The following is a 21,268-nucleotide window of genomic DNA, read 5'->3' on the forward strand; positions in this document are numbered from 1 at the left end:
CGACTCGGGCAGGAGACGCTTTTTGGCACCGTGCGAGGCGAGCCGGGTAACCACACTGGGCTAGGTGGAACCGTTCGCGGCACCTCGGGGAAGCCGGTGGCTCCCTGAGTCCGACTACGAAGAGATCGGCAGAACGAAACTGTGAGCTCCCGCAATGAATCCGAACTGACCGGCCGCCGTGTCCGCCCGGCCACCTGGGCGATCCTGGCGTGGATGATCATCATGATCGCCGCCATCCTGGGGGCGTGGAAGGGGTCGGAAGCCCGGTTCGGTGTGCTGTCGGAGATCACCGTGGCCACCGACCGCAGCACCGTCAAGGCTCTGCCCTTCACCGCGACCGACCTGGACGGCAACTCCTTCACCAACCCGGTGCCCGAATTCGTGGTGCGCAGCGAGCACACACTGACCGTCCGATTGTCCACCGAGCTGCGCGAGTCGACGATGAACGTCTACGAGGTGCGTCAGGGCGGTACCAACGAGTACATCGTCGAGGCTGGCGGTGCCGGCGAGCTACTCATTCCGGTGAGCACCCCGGAGCATGGCCCCATCGAGGGCCTAGCCATCCGGTCGGTCCCGATCTTCTATGACAAAGCCGGTGAGCCGTCGATCCTCAACGGCGAATGGTCCGTGTCCTTCGTCTACGAGGACTGAGCGCCCCAGTGGCGGCAGCGGTATCGGCTGCCGACCTGCGGAACTGCATCCGTACCAATCTCGACTGCGCCGATGTCTGCGTCGCCACCGCTTCCGTCCTGAGTCGCCGAACGGGCAGCAACCTGACCGTGGTCACCGAGTTGCTCAAGGCCTGCCGTGCCGCGTGCGCTACTTGCGCCGAAGACTGCGAGGCTCACGCCGACATGCACGAGCACTGCAAGCTGTGTGCTGACGCCTGCCGTCGTTGCGAAAAGGCCTGCAGCGACCTCCTCAGCGCCATTGGCTGAACCCGCGGCGCCGCTGTAGTCGTTGCTCGACTGGGTGTGCGACTTAGGTCCTACGGCGACAACCGACGATCTAGGGGGTTCTCTCCTATAAGCGGGCTCTCCTGTACGGCCCCCGGCTCCCTCCCGCACCTACTCGACGCCCCTTCCGGCTGGGGAAGGCTGCCGCTCCCAGCCCTACAGGATCCCGGGGCCGTCGAGGGCAGCCCACAGGACACCGGCCAGGACGCCCAGCGCCAGGCTCGCGGTCGCGGCGACCGCGGCCGTGACGGCCGGCCAGGCGGCCATCCCGCCGCGTCCGGGGAACTCGGCGGCTTGGGAGTCGGGTCGGGCGAAGACGGGGGCGAACCAGCGCAGGTAGTAGAAGAGGCTGATCACGCTGTTGACCACCACCACCAGAGCCAGCCACCCGTGACCGCCGTCCCAGGCGGCGGTGGCGGTGGTCAGTTTGCCCACGAAGATCGCCAGGGGCGGGGTGCCCACCAGCCCCAGCAGCGCCACCAGCACGGTCAGTCCCAACCCTGGGCGGGAGCGGGCCAGCCCGCGGTATTCGGCGAGCGTCCGGTGCTCGGGCAGGGCAGCGGTCACGGCAAAGGCGGCGACGTTGGTCACGGCGTAGGCGGCCAGGTAGAACAACAGCGAGGGCAGGGCCAGGTCGCTGCGCCCGGCTGCGGCCACGGGCACCAGCAGGAACCCCACCTGCGCCACGGTCGACCAGCCCAGTAGCCGGCGGGGATCGGTCTGCCAGTAGGCGGCCAGGTTGCCCAGGAACATCGAGGCGGTGGCCAGTAGGGCGGCGACGAGCAACCAGGAGTGCTCTTCGGCGGAGACCGTGGCCACCAACCGGTACACGGCCACCAGCGCGCCCACCTTGGGCACGGTGGTCAGGAACGTGGCGGCGGTGACCCCGGAGCCCTGGGCGGCGTCGGGCACCCAGAAGTGCATCGGCACCCCGCCGGCCTTGAACAGCAGCCCGGCCAGCACCCCCAGGATGCCTGTCCCCACGGCGGCGTCCGGTGCGGTGGGCAACGCCTCCCGGAGCAGGGCGTAGTCGGTGCCTCCGGCCAGGGCATAGAGCACGGTGACGCCCAGCATCAGCAGGATCCCGGACAGCGCCCCCATGAGGTAGGTCTTGACCGCCGCCTCGGCGCCCAAGCGGCCGCCGGTGAGTCCGATGATCCCGTACAGCGGGATGCTGGCCAGCAGGAATCCCACGATCAGCACCAACAGGTCGGTGATCCCGGCCAGGACCATCACCCCGGCGGTGGCGAAGAGCAGCAGGGCGTAGGTGTCGGATTCGCGCGGGGAGTCCTTGAGCTCCCCGGAGGCCACCCCCAGGATCAGCAGGGTGGCCAGGGTGGCTATCACCCGTGCGGCGCCGGTGGCGGTGTCCACGGCAAAGGTACCCGCAAAGGCGCTTTGCGCAGGCCCGGCCATAGCCACCGCGGCGGCGGTCGCGGCGCCCAGTAGCGCCAGGGCGGCCGCGGCGCGGGCGATCCACTGGCGCTGCCGGGGGAGGAACGATCCGCCCAGTAGCACCGCCAATCCGCCGGTAAAGACGATGATCTCGGGCAGCAGCAGCCCGGGGCTCATCTGCATGGAGGCGTCCACGGGTTACCGTCCCACCAGTTCCACGAGGGCGGCCGAGCTCGGCTCGATCACCCCGAGCAGCACCAGCGGCAGCACTCCGATCAGCACGGACAGCGCCAGCAGAGGGCCGGCCGACCACAGCTCGTGCGCCCGCAGGTCCGCGAACCCGGGGGAGCGCCCGGCGGCGGGCCCGGTGAAGACCCGCTGCAGGGCCCGCAGGAACAGGGCGGCGGTGATCACGATGCCCACTAGCGCCACTGCGGTCACCGGGGCCACGGCCACGCTGCCGGCGAAGATCTGGAACTCGGCTATGAACCCGGAGAACCCGGGCAGGCCCAGGGAGGCAAAGGCGCCGATCGCGAACAGCGCCGCGTACCGCGGGGCGGGGCCGGCCAGCCCGCCATAGGAACCCAGGTCGTAGGTCCCGGCCCGGCTCTGCATGACCCCGGCCAGCAAGAACAGGGCGGCGGTGATCAGTCCGTGGCTGACCATCTGCACCATCGCGCCGGTGACCGCCACGGACCGGGCCTGCTCGGCACCCTCCACCAGCAGCCCGGCCGCACCCAGGGCCAGGACGATGTAGCCCATGTGGTTGACGGAGGTGTAGGCGATCATCCGCTTGAGGTCGGTCTGGGCAAGCGCCACCAGTGCGCCGTAGAGCACGGAGACGATTCCCACGGCCACGATCACCCAGGCCCACGCCCGCCAGACCTCGGGCAGCATCGGCATGGCGATCCGCACGAAGCCGTACGCGCCCATCTTCAGCAACACCCCCGCCAGGACGGCCGAGCCGGCGGCCGGGGCGTCGGTGTGGGCCGGGGGAAGCCAGGTGTGGAACGGCACGGTGGGGGTCTTGACGGCCAAGCCCACCAGGATCGCCGCCAGCACCAGCCCCCCGGCGAGCGGCTCACCGGCCAGCGGGGGTGCGGCGACCAGCTCGGGGATGTCAAAGGTGTGGGGCGCCGAGAACACATACAGCCCGATGAAACCCAGCAGCAGGGCCAGCGACCCCAGGAACGTGTAGAGGAAGAACTTCAGCGCCGACCGGGCCGCATTGCCGTGGCCCCACCCGGCGATGATGAAGTACATTCCCACGATCGACAGGTCAAAAAAGACGAAGAACAGGATCAGGTCGGCCGAAACGAACACGCCGAGGCTCATGCTCTGCAGGAACAAAAATAGCGCCGCCTGCACGCGCGGCCGGTCCGAATCCCGCAGGCAGTACACAGCGCACGCCAAGAACACCACGACCGTCATCGCCACCAGCGGCAGGGACAGCCCGTCGATGCCCACGTGGTAACTGCTGCCCACCCCCGGGATCCACGGCACCTGCTCCTCGAACGCCAGCCCGTTCGGTCCCGGGTCCTTGTAGCCGGCCCACACCACGGCAACCAGCAGCACTTCCAGCACGCTCACCGCGATCCACGCCCATCGCGCGGCCGCCGGCCCGATCGCCGGCACCGCGGCCAGGACGGCGGCGGCGGCCAAGGGGAGAAAGACGATCAGACTGAGCATGCTCATCCCATCACTGCGTAGACGGTCCAGGCCACCACGGCCACGGTGAGCACCGCGACGGCCTGCAGGAGGTACTGGTGGACGGCCCCGGTCTGCGGGGTGCGGGCCAGGTGCCCGAGTCGGCGAACCCAACCGGCCAGGCCCTCGACGGCGCCGTCGACCACGGCGTCATCGAGGCGGGCCGCGCCCTGCCCGGCCGTATGGGCGGCCCGTGCGGCTGCTCCGACTCCGGCGTCGAGGACCTCGTCGTCGAACCGCGCCACGGACCGTGCCAGCATCGGGACGGCCCCGGCCACGGAGGTCACGGCGCGGTCCAGGACCGCGTCGTCGAACCGGGCCAGGAGGTGCGCCAACCGCATGACGGGAACGACGACGACAACGTGCGCAGCAGCCTCCAGCCCCAGCCACCGCTCGGCCCACCCGAGTTCCGGGGCGCGTAGACGTCGCATCAGCAGCACCACGGCCAGGGCGATGGCGGCCGAGACCACGAGCTCGAGCGCCGTCACCTCGCCGTGCCCGCCCATCGCCTGGGCGAGGGCGCCGCTGAGCGGGGGCAGCGCCAACACCGACACCGCGGCCGCCCCCGCGGCCAGCACGACCAGCGGGGCCTGCTCGAGCGCCCCCACCTGCCCGGTGCCGAGCTCTTGCGTTGCGCCGACCTCCCGCCCGGCGGTGGGCTCCTCGACCCGGGCCTGGGCCCCGCGGTGCCAGATCGTCCATAGGACCTTGCCGGAGTAGGCCGCCGACAGGGCCGCCGCCACCAGTCCTGTGGCGTAGAGCCAGGCCGAGGTCTCCAGGGCCCCAGCCAGCACCGCGTCTTTGGTCGCCCACAGGGACAGCGGCGCGATCCCGGCCAGGGCCAGGGCTCCCACGGTCGCGGTCACGCCCACCACCGGCCATCGGCGGCCCGCCCCGCGCAGTTCCGTGAGCTTCTCGGTGCCCAACGCGGTGAGCCACGCCCCGGCAGCGAGGAACAGCAGTGCCTTGGTGGAGGCATGGGCCACCAGTTGGGCGGCACCTCCGCTCACCGCGCCCACTCCGGCGGCCAGCACCACAAATCCCATCTGCGCCACAGTGGACGCCGCCAGCAACTGTTTGAGATCCCGTTGGGCCAACGCCACGATCCCCATCGCCACCGCGGTCAGTAGCCCGATCCACGCGGCGGCCGGGCCCGCCCACCCGGTGGAGGCGAGCAGCGGCTCCACGCGCAGCAGCAGGTAACCGCCCATTGCCACCATCGCCGCCGAGTGCAGCAGTGCGCTGACCGGACTGGGGCCCTTCATCGCGCCGGAGAGCCAGAACGAGAACGGCAGCTGCGCGGCCTTGCCCAGTGCCGCCACCAGGATCCCGGCCGCCACCACGTGCCGCCACGGGCTCTCCGCCGCCGGCAACTCGGACAGGCCCATACCGGCGCCGCCGGCCAAGGCAGCGCCGGCGGCCAGGTAGAGACCCAGGTCGGCGGTACGGGTGGTGAGGAAGGCCGTGAGCCCGGCCGAGACGCGGTCGGTGTCCCGCCACCAGAACCCGATCAACGCGTACGAGGTCGCGCCCATCAACTCCCAGGCAAACAGCAGCGCCGGCAGGCTGGCGGCCGAGGCCGTGATCAGGGCCGCGGCGGCGAAGAGCAGCATCAGCCCGTGGAAGCGGGGCCGGGCCGCCCGGATGTTGCCGGCCGCAAAAACCAGCACCAAAAGGGTCACCACTGCGACCATCGGCAGGGTCAGCGCCGCCAGGGCGTCGACCTCCAATGCCACGTCGACGCCGGCGATGAACGGGAACGCCACCGCAGGCCGCGCAACGGCGACGACAGCCGCCAGCAGCGCGGTCACGGCAGCGGTCGATACCGCGATCGGGGCCGCAACCCGCTCCGCCCGGGTCAGCGCGAGCACCGCACCCACGGCAGCCGGGAGCACCACCAGGGTCAGCAGCAAGGTCTGGTCGGCGGTCATCCGGAGAGATCCTCGGCCATGTCGGTCATGTCGGTCTGCCGCTTGCGGTGCAACAGCGTCGCCACGGCAAAGCCCATGGCCATCTCCACGGTCATGGCCGCCAGCACCACCAGCAGCAGCACCTGCCCGGAGGGGCCCGGGGCCAGGAACCACCAGAACCCCGCGGCGGCCAGGAGCACCCCGTTGATCATCAACTCCAGGCCCATCATCACCATCACCACCACCTGCTGGGACAGGGCCCCGTAGAGCCCGACGGCGAACAGGGCGGCGGCCACCACCAGAACGGCCTCCAGGGTCATCGACCCACACCTCCCGGCTGGGGGTCGTCGGCCGGGCGGCGCCGCAGATCGTCGCCGAGCCGGTCGTAGCGGGTGCGCCCGGCGGCCAGGACGACCCCGGCCACGATGGTGGCCACCATGACCGCGCCCACCACGGCCATCACCAACATCTTTTCGCCCATGATCTCCAGGCCCAGCGCGTTGGTGAGGTCCTCGGGTGGGGCGCCACGTCGCTCGGGCCACGGGATCAGCAGCGCCCCGGCGGCCAGCAGCACAAAGACCCCGACCGAGGTGCCGATCGCGGTCTTCTTCCCGTGGGTCATGTCCATCGGCATCAGCGCCGGGTTCATGCCCATGAACATCACCATGTAGACCGCCATCACCGCCATCTCCATGACCATCATCAGAATCGTGATGATGCCCAGGTAGCTCTGACCCAGCAGCAAAATCATCACCCCCACGGCGATGAACGATGCCGCCAGCGCGTAGGTGGCCCGGGCCATCGAGTCCACCACGAACACGGCCGTCCCCGCGGTCACCGCCACCACAGCGAGTACCCAGAACACGATCCCGACCAGCACGGCTCAGCCCTTCCAGACCACGACGAGGGACACAAGCAGATCCTGGGCCACGACGGCCGGGAGCAAGACAGTCCAGCCGATCTCCATGAACCGATCCGGTCGCAGCAGCGGAAGTTTGCGCCGCGCCCACACCAGAACCGTCAGCACCAGCGCTGTCTTGACCAGCACCCACGCCCAGTCGGGCAGGACGGGCCCGGCACCACCGCCGAGGAAGAGCGGCACCGAGAAAGCCGCCCCGGCGGTGAGGAACAGGTAGCGCCCGGCCTGCAGGACCAGCCGATCGACCCCCGAGAGTTCGGCCGTCACCCCGCCGACGATGTCCGCGGACAGGGCCGGGGCGAATGGACCCCATAAAGAGAAGCCGGTCACGCCGATCAGGAAGACCAGGAACGCCACCGGCATCCACACCACAAACCACACGCCGTCCTGCGCGGCCGCGACGTCGCCCACCGCCAGACTGCCGGCGGCGATCGCCGGGGCCACCAATGCGAACATCAGCGGCAGCTCATAGGCCAGCCCGTGCGCGAGGAAGCGGTAACCGCCCACCAGACCGTGGATGGAGTTGGCGCCCCACCCCGCCAGCCAGACCAGGGCCCACACCATGACGTCGACGGCGTTGAACCACACGACTCCCACGTCGAGGTCCGCCAGTGTCCAGCGGCCCAGCGGGATCACGGCGATCATCAGGAACGCCCCGACCAGCATGCCCGCGCCGCCGATCCGCCACAGCAGGGTGTCCGCGGCGACCGTCGTGCGGCGACGCTGCCGCAACAGACGGGCCGCACGGGCCAGGGGAGTGGGCCCGCCACGACCGCCGCCCCGCGCCGGCGACGAGAGCACCCCGTCCAGCGCCACCGCGAACAACGCCAGCCCACACAGGATCACCCCGGCCAGCACGGCCCACCCACCGGACACGGTCGTCACCACGGTCTCAGACATGCCCCACCTCCCGGACGGCAGGATGCGAGCCCAGATCAAGGCTCGCCACCGCCAAGCGCACAGTGCCCAGCTCCAAACCGGTCACCAGGTCCGGCACCACCGCCCACGGCACAGTTAGTTTGTCCGCAGATTCCTGCGCTGAGCCGCCATCCGCCCGGTCCGGCGTTGCGCCGCCGACCTCGACGCGGATCCGTTCCAGTTGGGCCAGCAACCGGTCGTGGGCATCCCCGAGGCAGTGCCCCGGCAAGCCGTGGCGCTCCAGATCGGCCGGGCCGAGCGGCAGCACGCCCCGCAATGACCAGCGCAGCAGCCGCGACCTGCGAACCTTCCGGTGCAGACGCTCGACGGCGTCACGGGCGGCACCGGGATCGCCCGTCAGAATCCCGTCCCGGGCACGGCGGGCGCAGTCCGCCAGGTCTTCGGCACCGGCCAGTGCCAGCAGTGCCATGACCTGATCACATTGGGTCACCGTGGCAGACGCGTGGTCCGTGGGCCGACCGGGTGCTCCGGCCCTGTGCTCCGTCGCGTCGATCACCGAGGCGGTGGCGTCGACGACAACGTCCCCCTGTAGCGAGCAGTGCAGCACGAGCCCGGCCGGCCAGAACGGCAATACCGGACCGAGCGGCAGATGGAGAACATCCATCTCCAGGCCGTCGCGGTCCTCCCCGCCTTCGGCCAAGGGAATCCCGGCGGGAGCCATGTCCATATCCCCGTGGCCTTCATGGCCCTCGTGCCCGCCGTGGTCTGCGTGGCCCTCGTGGCCACCATGCCCGCCATGGTCTTCGTGGCCCTCGTGCGCCTGGCGATCCGCGTGCTCTTCGTGGTCCGAGTGTCCACCGTGGCCCTGGTGTTCCTCGTGTCCTTCGTGGCCCACGTGCCCTTCGTGCCCTTCGCCATCAGCATTGTTCGCGTGATCGGACATCGAGGGCTCCTGCGCCCGTTCGCGGGCGTCGGTCCGGTGATGGGAAGTGTCGAGCAGGAGCGCAGTGGCATTGTCGAGGGCGGGAACCACCGCTCCGGGCGAGGCGATGCCGATGCGCACCCGAGGGCCGGGCATCTGCTCCCAGAGGCGGTTCGCCAGATCCGACAGCTCAGGGCCCGGCGCACCACACACGACGAGCACGTCCCCCTGAGCCGGACTACTGGCTATCCGCCACCCGCGACGGAGTAGCTGTTGCTCAAGCTCCATCCGAGTCGCCCACTGGCCCGGGGCCTCGACGACGAGCACCCGGGTGGCCTGGACGGCGAGGCGGGCGAGAAACGGGCTCAAGCCCATCGGAATGCGCCTTCTCGCCGTGCCCAGGCCACGGCGACTAGCAGGGCACCAAGGAACAGGAACATCTCCACCACCGCAGAGAGCCCCTTCTCGATCACCACCACGGCCCACGGGTACATAAAGAGCATCTCGACGTCGAAGGCCAGAAACACGATCGAGGCGAGGTACCAGCGTGCGTGGAACCGCGACAGGGCGTGCTCCTGCGGTGCCCACCCGGATTGGGCCGGCAGGACTGTCAACGGGTCGGAGGTAATGCTGGCCACGCGGTGGAGTGCATAGAAGAGAGCAACGACAGACAGCGCCACCAGAGCCACGGACACGATCCCTGAGGACATGACGGTCTCTCCCCTTTCTCGCGGTCGAACATCGAGGCCGGTCGCTGAGCGATGGGAGTCACCTTAACGGATTACCGCGATCGATAATCTCGTTCCAGCTCGGCGGTCAGCCGTGACCGGGGCCGGCTCCGCAGAGCAGGAACACCCGCGTGTGGGTCCGACTGATGCGAAATCTCTGGAACCGGTTGGGCTCGACTGGGGGCGAGGTTGTCGTCGAAAGAAAGCGCACACCTCCGCGCGTCGCTGGCTACTCATCGAAGAACTGTCCACATTCCTCGACTAGACCAGATCGACCTGGCCACCCGCAAGGTGATCGGGTGGCAGACAGCCGAGCACATGCGAGCCAGCCTGGTCGTCGATTCTCTCGAGATGGCACGTACCCAGGGCGGGGCCGCCTCCGGTGCGATTTTCCATTCGGACCACGGGTCGCAATACACCTCAGATGAATGCGTCACCTACTGCGCCAACAACGGGTTCACCCAGTCGATGGGCCGGACCGGGGTGTGCTGGGACAACGCCTCCGCGGAGACGTTCTTCGCCACTTTGAAAAACGAGATGTACCACCAGCAGGTGTTCGCCACCCGTGCTCGGGCACGGTTCGCCGTCGCTGAGTACATCGAGGTGTTCTACAACCGTCGCAGACCACACTCCAGCATCGGGTACCGCACCCCGGCCCGAGCCTGGAACGATCACCACGCCGCCCAAGACCTATCCCGGGCGGCCTGACAGTTCAGAAATCACCGAGGAACTGTCCACATTCCTTGACACAGCCCAGATGACCTGTGAGCATTGCGTTTCGTCCGTGAAAGCCGCTGTTGGTGCATTGCCCGGCGTGACCGGCGTCGAAGTCAACTTGCAGGCAGGAAGTATGACAACAACTGGAACCGTGACCATCCAGGCTGTATCTCAAGCCGTGGCCGACGCTGGGTACGCGATAGTCTCCGCAGATCAGGCGGTTGGTGGCTCCTTGTCCATGGTGAGCAGAGACGCAAATCCACAGGACAAGGCGGGGCGTGTCCTCTATGAAGAGCGGATGAGGGTGTTGCCCGGGCTGTTCCAGCCGCCGGCTCCGGACTGGGAGGAACTCGACGAATCCACCCGTGAACGCTGGCGCGGCTATGCCGAGGAATCCGATCCCGGCAGAGGACCCACCGCCGTGGCACGCGACAAGGGAGACTCCGGGTTGCCGCACAGAGCACAACGCTGAGCGGTAACCCTGGAACAACATGAGCTGAGCACTGAGGCCCGCGGCACATCGGGCGACACACTCTGGACCGGTTAATCCGGAACTTCGGAGCCTCCACTACTGTTACCGACGGCCAGCCCTGGAGCGTAAGAGAAACCATCAACTCCGCTGTCCGAAATCATCGCATCAGCCCAAAGCGCCGCCTCTGTCGGGTTGGTCCGCTGGTGAGCCCGTCGTGGGCATCGGAGGTCACTAGGGCGTGTCTCCTAATTGGCGTAGCCAGGTCAGGATTGCGCAGAGCGTGACGGCGGCGCGGTAGGTGATCGCGAGTTTGTCGTATCGGGTGGCCAGAGCTCGCCACTGCTTGGCCAGCGCGAAGGATCGCTCGACGACGTTGCGGTCTTTGTAGAGGTCGGCGTTGAGTTTCGGAGGCCGGCCACCGCGGGAGCCTCGGCGTTTGCGGGAGGCGATGGTGTCGCTCTTCTCGGGGATGGCCGCGGTGATTCCACGGGCGCGGAGCTGGCGGCGGATCGTGCCGGACGAGTACGCCTTGTCGGCGATCACCGCGTCGGGACGGGTGCGAGGCCTGCCCCGGCCAGGGCGCGGGACGTGGATGTCGGCCAAGACCTGTTCGAGCATCGCGCCGTCGTGTCGTTGGCCGCCGGTGACCACACTCGCCAGCGGCCGGCCGCGACCGTCGACGGCGCTGTGAATCTTGGTGGTCAGCCCGCCGCGGGAGCGGCCAATGCCGTGGCCTGCAGGTTCACAGTCCAGGAAGGGGCGGTTCTTGTGATTCGATCGTGCCCCCTGTGTCCTGATCAGGGCGCGTTGTGTTTGTGCCGTGCTGGTGGGCTCGGCAGATGGTGGCATCTACCGAGACGTTCCAGTCGATCTTTCCGGCCGCATCGGCCTCGGCAAGGATGGCCTGCAAGACTCGGTCCCACGTGCCGTCTCGGGCGTAGCGGGCGTGACGCTTCCAGACCGTCTGCCAGGCCCCGAACTCCTCCCGCGGCAGGTCCCGCCAGGGAATTCCTGCTCGGTCGCGGTAGATGATGCCCTCGACGACCTTGCGATTGTCGCGGAACGGATGCCCCTGCCGTCCTTCGTTCGAGGGCAGCAGGGGCTCGATCCGTGCCCACTGCTCATCGGTGAACTGGCGAAAACGTGACTTCGTCTGTCCCATCCGGCCACGGTCTCGCGAGTCAACACTCAACTATGGGAGACACGCCCTAGCCCCCCGATCAAAAAGTGGGCAGCGCTGAGCACCACGACGTCGAGGTCTGCCAAACCGCGCACCATCAGTAGTGCCCCATAGAGTGGTGTAACTCGGTGGCCGAGATCGTGCTCGACTTCGTGTCGGCACGGACGTAGAGCGGCCACCGTGTGATCCTTCGAGTCAACCGTCTAAAGAATTCTCGAGGAGTCATCACGATGACCGCACCCCATATTGTCGACCCTGCAGGCCTGCTTGGCCAAGCCCTCGCCGACGCGTCACCTGATCTGATGCGCGAGCTCCTGCAGACCATGATCAACGCGCTGCTGTCCGCCGATGCTGATGCTGTCTGCGGTGCCGAGTGGAATGCCCGCTCAGCTGAGCGCACCAACTACCGAAATGGCTACCGCCACCGACCGCTGGACACCCGCGTCGGCACCGTCGACGTCGCCATCCCCAAGCTGCGCTCGGGCAGCTACTTCCCCGAGTGGCTGCTCGAGCGCCGCAAGCGGGCCGAATCCGCCCTGATTACCGTCGTGGCGGACTGCTACCTGGCTGGAGTCTCCACCCGCCGGATGGACAAGCTGGTCAAAACCCTGGGCATCGACTCACTGTCCAAGTCGCAGGTCTCCCGCATGGCTGCCGACCTGGACGAGCAAGTCGCCGCGTTCCGGCACCGCCGGCTGGACGAGGCCGGACCGTTCACCTTCGTCACCGCCGATGCGCTGACCATCAAGGTCCGCGAGAACAAGCAGGTCGTGAAAGCTTCGGTCTTGCTGGCCACCGGGGTCAATGGCGACGGCCACCGCGAGGTGCTGGGTATGCAGGTCGCGACCAGTGAGACCAAGGCCTCGTGGAACACCTTCTTCGCCGACCTGGTCGCCCGCGGCCTGGGCGGGGTTCGACTGGTGACCTCCGATGCCCACGCCGGTCTGGTCGAGGCGATCGCGGCGAACCTGCCGGGCGCCGCCTGGCAGCGCTGCCGCACCCACTACGCCGCCAACCTCATGGCCGTGTGCCCCAAGAGCATGTGGCCGGCCGTGAAAGCGATGCTGCACAGCGTGTACGACCAGCCCACCGCCACCGCGGTGCATGAGCAGTTCGACCGGCTCTTGGAGTACACCGACGGGCGGCTGCCTGAGGTCGCCGACCACCTCGGGGACGCCCGGGAGGACCTGCTCGCTTTCACCGGGTTCCCCGACGACGTGTGGCGCCAGATCTGGTCCAACAACCCCACTGAACGACTCAACCGCGAGATTCGCCGCCGCACCGACGTCGTCGGGATCTTCCCCAACCGCGACGCCATCGTCCGCCTCATCGGCGCCGTCCTGGCCGAACAGACCGACGAATGGGCCGAAGGCCGCCGCTACCTCGGCCTCGAAGTTCTGGGCCGCTGCCGACTCACCCTGACCACCGGTACCGATACCAGCTCGCCGACGGAGGTGAGCACCGATGACCTGATGCAACTACCCGCCTGACCACCAACGAAGGATCACAAACCAGTTACACCACTACCAGGGGCTTGACCGCACCATCAGCGTGCCCGCGGTTACTGCTGCGGCCGCGAGTAGCGAGAGTAGCGCTCCTGATCCGCCGCCTCCGGGTATCGAGACGATAAGCAGTCCGGCGAACCCTGTTCCCAGGGCCAGCCCGGTCCGTGCCGTGATTCGTTCCCCGAACAGCCACCAAGCGGGCAGCAAGATCAGCAATGGTTGGGCGTTGGCCAGTACTGCCGCGACCCCGGTGGACAGCCCGGCGACGCCAGCGAACATTGCGGCGAAGGCAAACGTGACGTTGACCAACCCGAGGGCCGTGATCTTTGCCCACGCTGTGAAAGAGGACGGAATCTGTCGTCGCTGAAAGAGGGCGACGAGAGCCAGGGCGCCACCGCCAAGTAGCGCCCGCAGGGCCGCAAACCACAGCAGCGGCGCATCGCGCAGTCCCCATTTGATACCGAGGAAGCAGGCAGCCAGGGCGGCGGTGATCCATAACATCCGAAGCGGGGACGGTTTGCCGGTTAACGCAGGGGATCCGCCTTCGGCTCGCGGGGAGGTCATCGACGCCCCCGCGGTTGACTGTCTGCCGATTTGTCGCTCGGGCTGGCCATCCGGTCCGGGGGTCTTGAGCTACAAGAACTCAATCGGCGCGGGAGGGGAGAGGTGACGCTTTCAAGGGGAAGGGTCGCGAAGAGCCCGCTGGGTTTGGCCCACGCAAGGAGCTGCGAGCGAAGCAATAGGTTGACGAGCGGATCGACGAGCCCGCTGGCGGGCAGGCCGGCGAGCGGGTGGTCCTTGCCTGCCCAGTGGGAATTCTGCCGATTTGTGCCACCCGTACCGCGACCGAGGGGCAACCTCACCAGGGTGTGGTGTAGCTCAGAGCACCTCATCGCGTCGGTGACCTCTACTTCGGCAGCGGTGGCTGCACCGGCGGCGGGAGAGGACGCGATCCATGTATGCACTGCCTGGAAGGTCATCGCCTCTTCTGTTCTGTCGGACATCGGTAGCCTCCTCGCCGCGGTGGGTGGCCCGCGATTTTCTAGCTCGCATCCAATGTGACTGTATGCGGTGTTACGGCCGGAGTTGGGCAGAGCCTCCCTCAAAGTATGAATGTGAAGAATGCCACCGCCATAATCCCGGAGTGCCCTTTCAGAATGTTTATTGAACCTTCATCGGAGGTGACTCCAAACTTCATCTTTTTGCGAGATCATTACCAGTATTTGAATGAGGAGCAGATGTGACGGACCAGGATCCAATTACCGGCCTGCCTGAAAGCCCTATTGGGGAGACGGTGGTGTTGGCCGCTCACGGTGTGGCTAAGTCCTACCGAACCGGGTGGTGGCCACGACGGCGCACCCGACGCGTGCTGCGCGGCGCGGACATCGAGCTTCGACCTGGCGAGATCGTGGGTCTAGTGGGCGAAAATGGGTCGGGGAAATCAACTCTGATGAAAATTTTAGTGGGTGCTTTACCCCGAGATAGCGGCACCATTAGCCACACTGGGCCCATCGGATTCTGTCCGCAGGAGCCGATCCTGTACGAGAGGCTGACCTGCGACGAGCACTTCGACCTGTTCGGTCGGGCCTACCGCATGGACGACGACGAGATCGAGCGGTCCAAAGACGACATCTACACCACGTTGGGCTTTGTCGCGTGGAGGCACGCTCGCGTTGAGGCGCTGTCCGGGGGGACTCGGGCCAAGCTCAACCTCGGCTTGGCGCTGCTTCCGGACCCTGACCTGCTGCTACTGGATGAGCCCTACGCCGGGTTCGACTGGGACACCTACCAGCGGTTCTGGCAGTTGACCCGAGACCGGCGCGAGTCCGGGCGCAGTCTGTTGATCATCAGCCATTTCATCACTGACGCCGAGCGCTTCGACCGCATCTACGACCTGGTCGACGGCAGGACGATCTTACGATGACGACCCCATTCACTGTGTCGTTGACGTGGCGGTATCTGGTCGAGTATGCCCGCCGTCCAATAAATTTGGTGCTACTGGGCGTCGTGCCCCTGGTGTTTGTGACCTTGACAGCGGACACGATTGCCGAGTTCGCCCGGATCCTGGGTGGGCAAGCCAGCCTCGGACAGTTGGAGGCGGTGACCGCCGGCTGGGCCTCAGCATTTCTGGCTGGCGTGGCGGGGTTCTTCCACGTCAGCGGGTCCCGTCAGGCAGATCGACGACTGGCTGCCACGGATTCCTCCCCGACGAGGGTCGTGCTGGCCAGGCTGGCGTCGTCTCTGGCGTTGGCGGGCGTGGCGGTTGCCGGTTCACTTCTGGCGCTGGCGCTTCGTACCGACATCGTTGACGTGGGCCGCACAGTGACAGCCACCGTCATGTTTGCCCTCATATACCTGGGACTCGGCACAGCGGTGGGTGCGCTAGTGCGCTCCGAAGTCAACGGCTCTTTGGTGATCGTCTTCGTGTGGATGTTCGATGTATTCCTCGGACCGGCGATGGGTCCGTCCGACTCATGGATTACCCGCGTGTTCCCTTCACACTTTCCGACGTTGGTGATGCTCGATGCCAGCACTGGCCACGCGGGCCCGCTCAGTGACCTTGGCGCCGCAGCGGTCTGGACCCTTGGCGGGCTGGTGCTCGCGTTCGGTGTCCTCGTGTTGACTACCGGCCACCGCCGCACCAGTCGTCGTGCACCCGAGTCGACCTGGGGGCGCACACGGGTGGCGTCGCGGTTCGCCTGGCGCGAGTATCGACGCAACGTCGCACTGTGGGTTCTGCTTGTCGGTCTTCCCTTCTTTTTCATCTCTCTGTCGATCGCCATCACCCCTGATCAGCCCACCCCCGTTGCACTCACCGAGCGCGGCCAGGACACGATCGCCATTGTCTCGATGATCGATGTGCACGGAGCGATCATGGTGCCGATCACCGTGGCCTTCCTGGCCGGCCTGGCTGGCCTGTTCGTCGTGCTCGGATCACTCGAGGCCGACCGGCGACTCGTTGTGGCCGGCTACCGCACCGCAGAGGTGCTCGCGGCTCGTCTCGGGGTGATCCTCTTGGCCGCAGTGTTGGTCAGCGCAGTCTCCCTGGGCGTGACCAGCTTCAGCTTCCAACCGCGTTCGTGGGTGGCGTTCGCGCTCGCGACCCTGGCGGTTGCCCTGACCTACGCCATGCTCGGAGTGCTGATCGGACCTATAGTCGGGCGCCTGGGCGGCCTGTACTTGATGTTCATGCTGCCTTTCCTTGATGTCGGGTTGGCCCAGAACATCATGTTCGACGCCGCCCCACCCGACTGGGCGACTTGGATGCCCTCCCATGGAGCTGTTCGCGTCTTGACCGACGCAGCGTTCACCCCCAGTTTCGACGAGACCGCCGGGGCGTTACTGGCCCTTGGCTGGCTAGCTGGGATCACGCTCGCGGCAGCCATGGTGTTCCACCGGATTGCCGCACCGGGCCGCACCCCACTGAGGACAGCCAGCTAAACGTCGAAGACGACGTCGTGGTTCACCTCGTGCACGAACCCCTGGACTCTCAAGTGTGGTGGGAGGCAATTTGACAGGGGTGCGCGGCTCGATTTTCTGCCCCCCGCGACATCTCCCGTGTCAACCAGAATCCGGCGCCGAGCAGCAGTACAGCCCCGTAAATCGTGCTCCGCGCCGGAACTTCGGCGAAGACCAGATACCCCAATGTCGTGGCTACCACAGGGGAGACAATGATATCGACCAGCGAGTAAACATTGGCGTTGAGAACTTTCAAAACGATGGAGATGCCGAAATAGGCGAATCCTGTGGAAATCACGCCCAAACCCCCCACCCAAAGCATCACCGGCACGGAGATACCTAGCCCGGGATAGGAGATTGTGGCTGAGACCTTGCCGGGCCCGACGAGCAGCAGCGAGGGCGACAGCACCAGTGCCGCGGCCAGGAGCGACCAGGCTATGTCGTTACCCGTCTCGGTCTTGCCCTCATAACGCATGTAGGTGATCATCGCCGCATAGATCGCCCCGGTTGCCAACGCCACAAGATTGCCCAGGGTGTGACCGCCGCTGAGCGGGTTAGCCACGGCGATACCGGCCAACGCAATGACGAAAATCCCGATGTAGCGCTTGTGCGCCTTCTCGCCAAGAAACAGTGCAGAAAAAATGAACACGAAGAACGGGGCAATACTCCAGAATATCACCGCATTGGCGATGGGCACCAACGTCATGGCGTAGTTGAACACTCCGCCCTGGGCCGCGATCAGCGCGCCGATGATGACCGTGTCCTTTACGTTCCCGCGCGGGAACCGGGGCCATTCCCGGCTCGCCAGTGCCCGCGCAATGAACAGAAACACCGCCGCGAAGGCCATCGCGTAAAACGTCAGCGTCTGGACGGGAATCAACCCGTCGCTAAGCTTGACAAATACGCCGATAGTCGCTTCAGACACGGTGATCAAAGCCAGCAGCAGTAGCGCCTTCATGTTCTATTTTTCGGCGCGGGCCGCGTGATGTCGATCGCTTCGGCGCCAGCCTCATCAAGGTGGCCGGTCTCCACTTGCAAGGTGGTGAAGAAGAACCCGAACTTGTTTTCGAGCACAGTGGAGGCTGTTTGCAGGACGGTTTGTGGATCGGCGCCCTCGACCACTCGAAGGTGTCCGGAGAAGATATAGCGTCCGCTGGTCAGTGCTGACGCGTGAACGTGGTGCACCCCTTGGACCCCCTCGGTGTCCTCCAGTGCTGCCGTGATCTCGGGAAGGCTGAGGTCGGTCGGTGTGCCCGCCATCAGTAGATGGGCAGCGTCCCGCAAGATGCCCCAGCTCGCCCACAGCAATACCACACCGAAAGCAATGCCCAAGAGTGGGTCGATCAGCAAGAAACCGGTAAAGCGGATCACGAGTGCGGTGACGATGATCAGGAGGCTGCCCACAAAGGTCTGAAGAATGTGCCACAGTGCGCCTGGCCTGCTGCGGTGATCTCGGACGGTGGACCCTCCTAAAGTGAGGGACCTACCGAAATGAGACCCAGCAGTGAGTGCATCACGCAGGCGGTTCAGCCAGGAGTTCAAGGATGAGCTGTGCCAGGAGGTCATCACGACCTCGAAGACGATCAAGGACGTCGCGGTGGCCTACGGCGTGGGCCCCGAGACATTGCGGAACTGGTTGAACAAGTACCGCGAGACCCACGGCGGCACGGAGACCGAGGTGACGCTCGATGAGCGGGCGCGACTCAAGGAGCTGGAGCGGGAGAACTCCGAGCTTCGCGCTGAGACGGCGTTCCTGAAAAAAGCAGCCTTAGATTCAAATCGTCAATGCAACAGGGCGGCGTAGCGTTCGGCGGGAGTGTCGTAGTCGAGGGTTTTCCGGGGCCGGTTGTTCAATCTCTCCGCGATTCGGTGCAAGTCAGCCTGGGAGTAGCCGTTCATGCTTGTCTTCTTCGGAAAATACTGACGAAGCCAGCGATTGGTGTTCTCGTTGGTGCCGCGCTGCCAGGGCGAGTGTGGGTCGGCGAAGTACACGCTGATCCCAGTGCCGGCGGCGACGTCTTTGTGTCCGGCCAGCTCCATGCCGCGGTCCCACGTCAGGGAGCGAGACATCGTCTCCGGGAGCGCCGACAGCTCCCGGCACAGTCCTTCAGTAACAGAGGACGCATGGCGTGAGTCGACCTGGACTAAGCAGGTGTAGCGGCTGGAGCGTTCCACGACGGTGGCGATCTGGGACTGCTGTGATCCGATGATCAGGTCGCCTTCCCAGTGCCCTGGTACAGCGCGGTCCGCGGCCTCGTCTGGACGGGCATGAATCGACACGGCGTCTTTGATCTGCGAGCGCCACTGGCCGGTGGTGGTGTTGCTGACGGCACGACGGATCGGCCTACCGGTGCGTAGTTGCTTCTGTAGCGACTTGTCCAGCACGTTCCAGGATTGGATGTACAGCGACCGATAGATCGCCTCGTGCGAGATCAACATCCGCGATCCGGCTGGGTACTGCTTCTTCAACCGTCCAGCGATCTGTTCCGGAGACCATTCCTCTTTCAGGCGTGCAGCGACGTAGCCGCGCAGTACAGGGTTGGTGGCCAGCTTGGGCTTTTGAGGGCGTCTGGCCCGTCGCCAGGCGCGGTCGTCGGCGTCAATGGCGCGGTAGCTCTTCCTGCCCTTGTTCTGTCCGACTTCTCGGCTGATCGTCGAGGCTGGACGTCCCAGCTGGCGACCGATCTGGCGGTACGAGTCGCCCGCCGCCAGACCGCGGGAGATCTCCTCCCGATCGGACAGACTCAATGTCCCCGCCCGGCGCTTCTGCGGCGGCTGATAGATCCCGCCCTTGGGCCGCAGGATCGAAAACACCGAACCCGGCGGCGAGTCGACCGATCGTGCGATCTCACTGATCGACGATCCCGATTTCCACATATCCCAGACCCGCTGCCGTTCCTCCGGCGGCAGTCCGGGTCGGCCGATCTTGGCCATCGTCCACCTCCACCATGAATTGCTTGGTGTTGCGTTGACGGTTTGAGTCTAAGGCGGCTTACTTCGCGCGGGAGCAGCGACCGTGAGCCGATACGAGTACATCGACTCCTGCAGGAACGACCCGTCCGAGACCAACCCGCTCTACAAGATGTGCGCCTGGCTGGCCGTGTCGACCTCTGGGTTCTACAACTGGCTCTCGCGCCCGACCTCGGCCACCGCGGCCCGCAGACAGGCGCTGACGGCCAGGGTGAGGCACTTCTTCGCCGCCACCGACGGCACGTACGGGTATCGGCGGATCCACGCCGACCTGGTCGACGAGGGCACCGAGTGCTCACCGGAGTTGGTGCGTCAGATCATGCGCTCCGAAGGCCTGGTGGCCTGCCAGCCGAGGCCATTTCGGGTCACCACTGAAGCTGACGACGCTGCTGCAGCCGATATGCCTGACCTGGTGGAACGCGACTTCACCGCCGATCGCGCCGGCGTCAAGTTCGTCGGAGATATTACGTACATCCACACGTGGCAGGGGTTCGTCTACCTGGCGACGGTGATCGACTGCTACTCCAAGAAGGTCGTGGGCTGGTCGATCGCCGATCACATGCGCACCGAGCTCGTTGAGACGGCGCTGAAGAACGCTGCCGCGACGACGGTGATCGAGCCGCGGGCGATCTTCCATTCCGACCGCGGCAGCGTCTATACCTCAGGCGACTACCGCAAGCTGGTCACGGACCTGGGGATGCGTTCCTCGATGGGCAGAACGGGCGTGTGCTGGGACAACGCGATGGCAGAGTCGTTCTTCTCCGCGCTCAAGAACGAACGCGTCCACCGCACCGTCTACGCCACGAAGCGGCAGGCCAGGCGCGACGTCATCAGCTACATCGAGGGGTTCTACAACACCCGACGACGCCATTCAGCGCTCGGCTACAAGCGCCCGAACGAGGTGCACTACGCTGGCCTCCAGCCGGCAACGGCAGCGTAGAGAAACCATCAACTCCGCTGTCCGAAATCAACGCGGCAGGTCAGCCGCGGACGTTCAGATCAGTGCGACTTTGTTTCCATATCAGACCCAACGAGATGACTTCAGTGAGCAAACCGCCCGCGGCTGCCCACAACATCGGCGTAGTGGACAGGTCGATCGGGGCAGTTAGCCGCATCCCGCCCATCACGATCACTACCAGCGCCATCACCAGCAGGAAACCGCCGTTGACCAATGCGCCGACAATTTCCGCGCGATACCAGCCGAAGCTGCGGTCTTCATCTGCTGGCCGGCGGGCGAGCCGTGCAGCAATGATGGCCACCAGTACGCCACCGACGGCCGAGAAAGTGTGGAAGGCATCTGAGATCACCGCGACCGAACCGGTCCATAACCCGATGCTAATTTCAATGAAGAAGTAAATTCCCGTCAGCCACGCCGAGATGGCCAGTCCCCACCCAGGGCCGCGCGCACCGTCCGTGTAACTGTGGCCTCCGTGTCCGTGAGTCATGAACCCCTCCTCCTGACCGCAAGGTCAGTTCTGGTGTGATTGCTCATCCCCACCGGGAGCAACCGGCAGGGCGAAATATGGTCGAAATTGAGGATCTGATCGGG

22 protein-coding genes and 2 pseudogenes are annotated in these 21,268 nt (G+C 66.3%); 10 read left to right on the top strand and 14 right to left on the bottom strand.

The genetic code is table 11. The features are described 5' to 3' along the window. The first annotated feature begins 141 nt into the window (after window positions 1–141). Both CK206_RS17820 and CK206_RS17825 read left to right on the top strand, forming a co-directional pair. Window positions 142–651: a DUF2771 family protein gene (locus CK206_RS17820; protein ID WP_007626376.1), complete on the top strand. Its 510-nt coding sequence runs from the start codon at window positions 142–144 to the stop codon at window positions 649–651. 8 nt (window positions 652–659) lie between these two features. After that, a complete protein-coding gene (locus CK206_RS17825; protein ID WP_371607041.1) occupies window positions 660–938 on the top strand; it encodes a four-helix bundle copper-binding protein in 279 nt (92 codons plus the stop codon). Window positions 939–1,112: 174 nt separating this feature from the next. On the opposite strand, the gene CK206_RS17830 is transcribed toward CK206_RS17825, so the two are convergent. Genes CK206_RS17830 through CK206_RS17860 form a run of 7 tightly spaced genes read right to left on the bottom strand, consistent with a single transcriptional unit; the run spans window position 1,113 to window position 8,493 of the window. Beyond that, a complete protein-coding gene (locus CK206_RS17830) occupies window positions 1,113–2,534 on the bottom strand; it encodes an NADH-quinone oxidoreductase subunit N (RefSeq protein WP_031264732.1) in 1,422 nt (473 codons plus the stop codon). Window positions 2,535–2,549: 15 nt separating this feature from the next. Then, window positions 2,550–4,040 (bottom strand): NuoM family protein, encoded by a 1,491-nt coding sequence (locus tag CK206_RS17835; protein WP_007626381.1) that lies wholly within the window; start codon window positions 4,038–4,040, stop codon window positions 2,550–2,552. Between the two features lie 2 nt (window positions 4,041–4,042). Further along, window positions 4,043–5,989 carry an NADH-quinone oxidoreductase subunit L gene (locus CK206_RS17840; protein ID WP_007626383.1) on the bottom strand — a complete coding sequence of 649 codons (1,947 nt, stop codon included), beginning with the start codon at window positions 5,987–5,989 and terminating at the stop codon, window positions 4,043–4,045. Next, the gene (locus CK206_RS17845) at window positions 5,986–6,288 is read right to left on the bottom strand and encodes an NADH-quinone oxidoreductase subunit K (RefSeq protein WP_017836397.1); all 303 of its coding nucleotides are present in this window, start codon (window positions 6,286–6,288) and stop codon (window positions 5,986–5,988) included. Before CK206_RS17845 ends, CK206_RS17840 begins: the two co-directional genes overlap by 4 nt. Next, window positions 6,285–6,848 carry an NADH-quinone oxidoreductase subunit J gene (locus CK206_RS17850; RefSeq protein WP_096907182.1) on the bottom strand — a complete coding sequence of 188 codons (564 nt, stop codon included), beginning with the start codon at window positions 6,846–6,848 and terminating at the stop codon, window positions 6,285–6,287. The genes CK206_RS17845 and CK206_RS17850 overlap by 4 nt, the downstream gene beginning before the upstream one ends. 3 nt (window positions 6,849–6,851) lie before the next feature. Continuing rightward, a complete protein-coding gene (locus CK206_RS17855; RefSeq protein WP_096907183.1) occupies window positions 6,852–7,787 on the bottom strand; it encodes a complex I subunit 1 family protein in 936 nt (311 codons plus the stop codon). Next, window positions 7,780–8,493 carry a hypothetical protein gene (locus CK206_RS17860; RefSeq protein WP_007626389.1) on the bottom strand — a complete coding sequence of 238 codons (714 nt, stop codon included), beginning with the start codon at window positions 8,491–8,493 and terminating at the stop codon, window positions 7,780–7,782. The genes CK206_RS17855 and CK206_RS17860 overlap by 8 nt, the downstream gene beginning before the upstream one ends. Window positions 8,494–8,508: 15 nt before the next feature. On the opposite strand from CK206_RS17860, the gene CK206_RS17865 reads away from it, so the two are divergent. Next, on the top strand, window positions 8,509–8,958 hold the full coding sequence (locus CK206_RS17865) for a hypothetical protein (RefSeq protein ID WP_254050713.1): 450 nt from the start codon (window positions 8,509–8,511) through the stop codon (window positions 8,956–8,958). Window positions 8,959–9,053: 95 nt separating this feature from the next. On the opposite strand, the gene CK206_RS17870 is transcribed toward CK206_RS17865, so the two are convergent. Continuing rightward, window positions 9,054–9,398 (bottom strand): NADH-quinone oxidoreductase subunit A, encoded by a 345-nt coding sequence (locus CK206_RS17870; protein ID WP_007626392.1) that lies wholly within the window; start codon window positions 9,396–9,398, stop codon window positions 9,054–9,056. A 207-nt stretch (window positions 9,399–9,605) separates the two neighbouring features. Between CK206_RS17870 and CK206_RS17875 the strand changes: the two genes are divergently transcribed. After that, window positions 9,606–10,124, top strand: a complete 519-nt coding sequence (locus CK206_RS17875) for an IS3 family transposase (protein ID WP_256385639.1) — start codon at window positions 9,606–9,608, stop codon at window positions 10,122–10,124. Window positions 10,125–10,173: 49 nt separating this feature from the next. Then, on the top strand, window positions 10,174–10,605 hold the full coding sequence (locus CK206_RS20525) for a heavy-metal-associated domain-containing protein (protein ID WP_254050647.1): 432 nt from the start codon (window positions 10,174–10,176) through the stop codon (window positions 10,603–10,605). A gap of 231 nt (window positions 10,606–10,836) precedes the next feature. Here the strand turns inward: CK206_RS20525 and CK206_RS17885 are convergent. Further along, a protein-coding gene (locus CK206_RS17885) for an IS5 family transposase (protein WP_371607044.1) occupies window positions 10,837–11,767 on the bottom strand; the annotation gives its coding sequence in 2 pieces (ribosomal slippage) (window positions 10,837–11,382 and window positions 11,384–11,767; 930 coding nt in all). A 248-nt stretch (window positions 11,768–12,015) separates the two neighbouring features. Between CK206_RS17885 and CK206_RS17890 the strand changes: the two genes are divergently transcribed. Further along, window positions 12,016–13,275 (top strand): IS256 family transposase, encoded by a 1,260-nt coding sequence (locus tag CK206_RS17890; RefSeq protein ID WP_096907187.1) that lies wholly within the window; start codon window positions 12,016–12,018, stop codon window positions 13,273–13,275. 33 nt (window positions 13,276–13,308) lie between these two features. On the opposite strand, the gene CK206_RS17895 is transcribed toward CK206_RS17890, so the two are convergent. Beyond that, window positions 13,309–13,791, bottom strand: coding sequence for a DMT family transporter (locus tag CK206_RS17895; RefSeq protein WP_254050648.1), 483 nt, complete (start codon window positions 13,789–13,791; stop codon window positions 13,309–13,311). 739 nt (window positions 13,792–14,530) lie between these two features. Between CK206_RS17895 and CK206_RS17900 the strand changes: the two genes are divergently transcribed. Further along, window positions 14,531–15,214 carry an ATP-binding cassette domain-containing protein gene (locus CK206_RS17900; RefSeq protein WP_096907171.1) on the top strand — a complete coding sequence of 228 codons (684 nt, stop codon included), beginning with the start codon at window positions 14,531–14,533 and terminating at the stop codon, window positions 15,212–15,214. Further along, on the top strand, window positions 15,211–16,731 hold the full coding sequence (locus tag CK206_RS17905) for an ABC transporter permease (protein ID WP_096907172.1): 1,521 nt from the start codon (window positions 15,211–15,213) through the stop codon (window positions 16,729–16,731). The genes CK206_RS17900 and CK206_RS17905 overlap by 4 nt, the downstream gene beginning before the upstream one ends. A 49-nt stretch (window positions 16,732–16,780) precedes the next feature. Here CK206_RS17905 and CK206_RS17910 read toward each other — a convergent pair whose 3' ends face one another. Then, a complete protein-coding gene (locus CK206_RS17910; RefSeq protein ID WP_067717485.1) occupies window positions 16,781–17,707 on the bottom strand; it encodes a DMT family transporter in 927 nt (308 codons plus the stop codon). Continuing rightward, a complete protein-coding gene (locus CK206_RS17915; protein WP_096907189.1) occupies window positions 17,704–18,315 on the bottom strand; it encodes a cation diffusion facilitator family transporter in 612 nt (203 codons plus the stop codon). Before CK206_RS17915 ends, CK206_RS17910 begins: the two co-directional genes overlap by 4 nt. Here CK206_RS17915 and CK206_RS17920 point away from each other — a divergent pair. Further along, window positions 18,254–18,514 (top strand): annotated as a pseudogene (locus tag CK206_RS17920) (transposase); the annotation flags it as partial. The gene CK206_RS17915 and the pseudogene CK206_RS17920 sit on opposite strands and share 62 nt — an antisense overlap. 17 nt (window positions 18,515–18,531) lie before the next feature. Here the strand turns inward: CK206_RS17920 and CK206_RS17925 are convergent. Continuing rightward, the gene (locus CK206_RS17925; protein WP_096907190.1) at window positions 18,532–19,683 is read right to left on the bottom strand and encodes an IS30 family transposase; all 1,152 of its coding nucleotides are present in this window, start codon (window positions 19,681–19,683) and stop codon (window positions 18,532–18,534) included. 52 nt (window positions 19,684–19,735) lie between these two features. On the opposite strand from CK206_RS17925, the pseudogene CK206_RS17930 reads away from it, so the two are divergent. Beyond that, window positions 19,736–20,659: pseudogene (locus CK206_RS17930) on the top strand (IS3 family transposase); the annotation flags it as partial. A 40-nt stretch (window positions 20,660–20,699) separates the two neighbouring features. Here CK206_RS17930 and CK206_RS17935 read toward each other — a convergent pair. Then, window positions 20,700–21,164 (bottom strand): cation diffusion facilitator family transporter, encoded by a 465-nt coding sequence (locus tag CK206_RS17935; RefSeq protein WP_254050650.1) that lies wholly within the window; start codon window positions 21,162–21,164, stop codon window positions 20,700–20,702. Window positions 21,165–21,268: the final 104 nt, after the last annotated feature.

The organism is Dietzia sp. WMMA184 (assembly GCF_002441635.1).
Classification (GTDB): domain Bacteria; phylum Actinomycetota; class Actinomycetes; order Mycobacteriales; family Mycobacteriaceae; genus Dietzia; species Dietzia kunjamensis.

Coding starts and splice junctions, on each gene's coding strand:
- CK206_RS20525 (WP_254050647.1), top strand. CDS start 10,174: ATGACCTGTGAGCATTGCGTTTCGTCCGTGAAAGCCGCTGTTGGTGCA.
- CK206_RS17840 (WP_007626383.1), bottom strand. CDS start 5,989: ATGACCGCCGACCAGACCTTGCTGCTGACCCTGGTGGTGCTCCCGGCT.
- CK206_RS17890 (WP_096907187.1), top strand. CDS start 12,016: ATGACCGCACCCCATATTGTCGACCCTGCAGGCCTGCTTGGCCAAGCC.
- CK206_RS17830 (WP_031264732.1), bottom strand. CDS start 2,534: ATGCAGATGAGCCCCGGGCTGCTGCTGCCCGAGATCATCGTCTTTACC.
- CK206_RS17860 (WP_007626389.1), bottom strand. CDS start 8,493: ATGGACATGGCTCCCGCCGGGATTCCCTTGGCCGAAGGCGGGGAGGAC.
- CK206_RS17935 (WP_254050650.1), bottom strand. CDS start 21,164: ATGACTCACGGACACGGAGGCCACAGTTACACGGACGGTGCGCGCGGC.
- CK206_RS17835 (WP_007626381.1), bottom strand. CDS start 4,040: ATGCTCAGTCTGATCGTCTTTCTCCCCTTGGCCGCCGCCGCCGTCCTG.
- CK206_RS17865 (WP_254050713.1), top strand. CDS start 8,509: ATGGCCCTCGTGCCCGCCGTGGTCTGCGTGGCCCTCGTGGCCACCATG.
- CK206_RS17925 (WP_096907190.1), bottom strand. CDS start 19,683: ATGGCCAAGATCGGCCGACCCGGACTGCCGCCGGAGGAACGGCAGCGG.
- CK206_RS17915 (WP_096907189.1), bottom strand. CDS start 18,315: ATGACCTCCTGGCACAGCTCATCCTTGAACTCCTGGCTGAACCGCCTG.
- CK206_RS17870 (WP_007626392.1), bottom strand. CDS start 9,398: ATGTCCTCAGGGATCGTGTCCGTGGCTCTGGTGGCGCTGTCTGTCGTT.
- CK206_RS17855 (WP_096907183.1), bottom strand. CDS start 7,787: ATGTCTGAGACCGTGGTGACGACCGTGTCCGGTGGGTGGGCCGTGCTG.
- CK206_RS17905 (WP_096907172.1), top strand. CDS start 15,211: ATGACGACCCCATTCACTGTGTCGTTGACGTGGCGGTATCTGGTCGAG.
- CK206_RS17895 (WP_254050648.1), bottom strand. CDS start 13,791: ATGTTATGGATCACCGCCGCCCTGGCTGCCTGCTTCCTCGGTATCAAA.
- CK206_RS17845 (WP_017836397.1), bottom strand. CDS start 6,288: ATGACCCTGGAGGCCGTTCTGGTGGTGGCCGCCGCCCTGTTCGCCGTC.
- CK206_RS17910 (WP_067717485.1), bottom strand. CDS start 17,707: ATGAAGGCGCTACTGCTGCTGGCTTTGATCACCGTGTCTGAAGCGACT.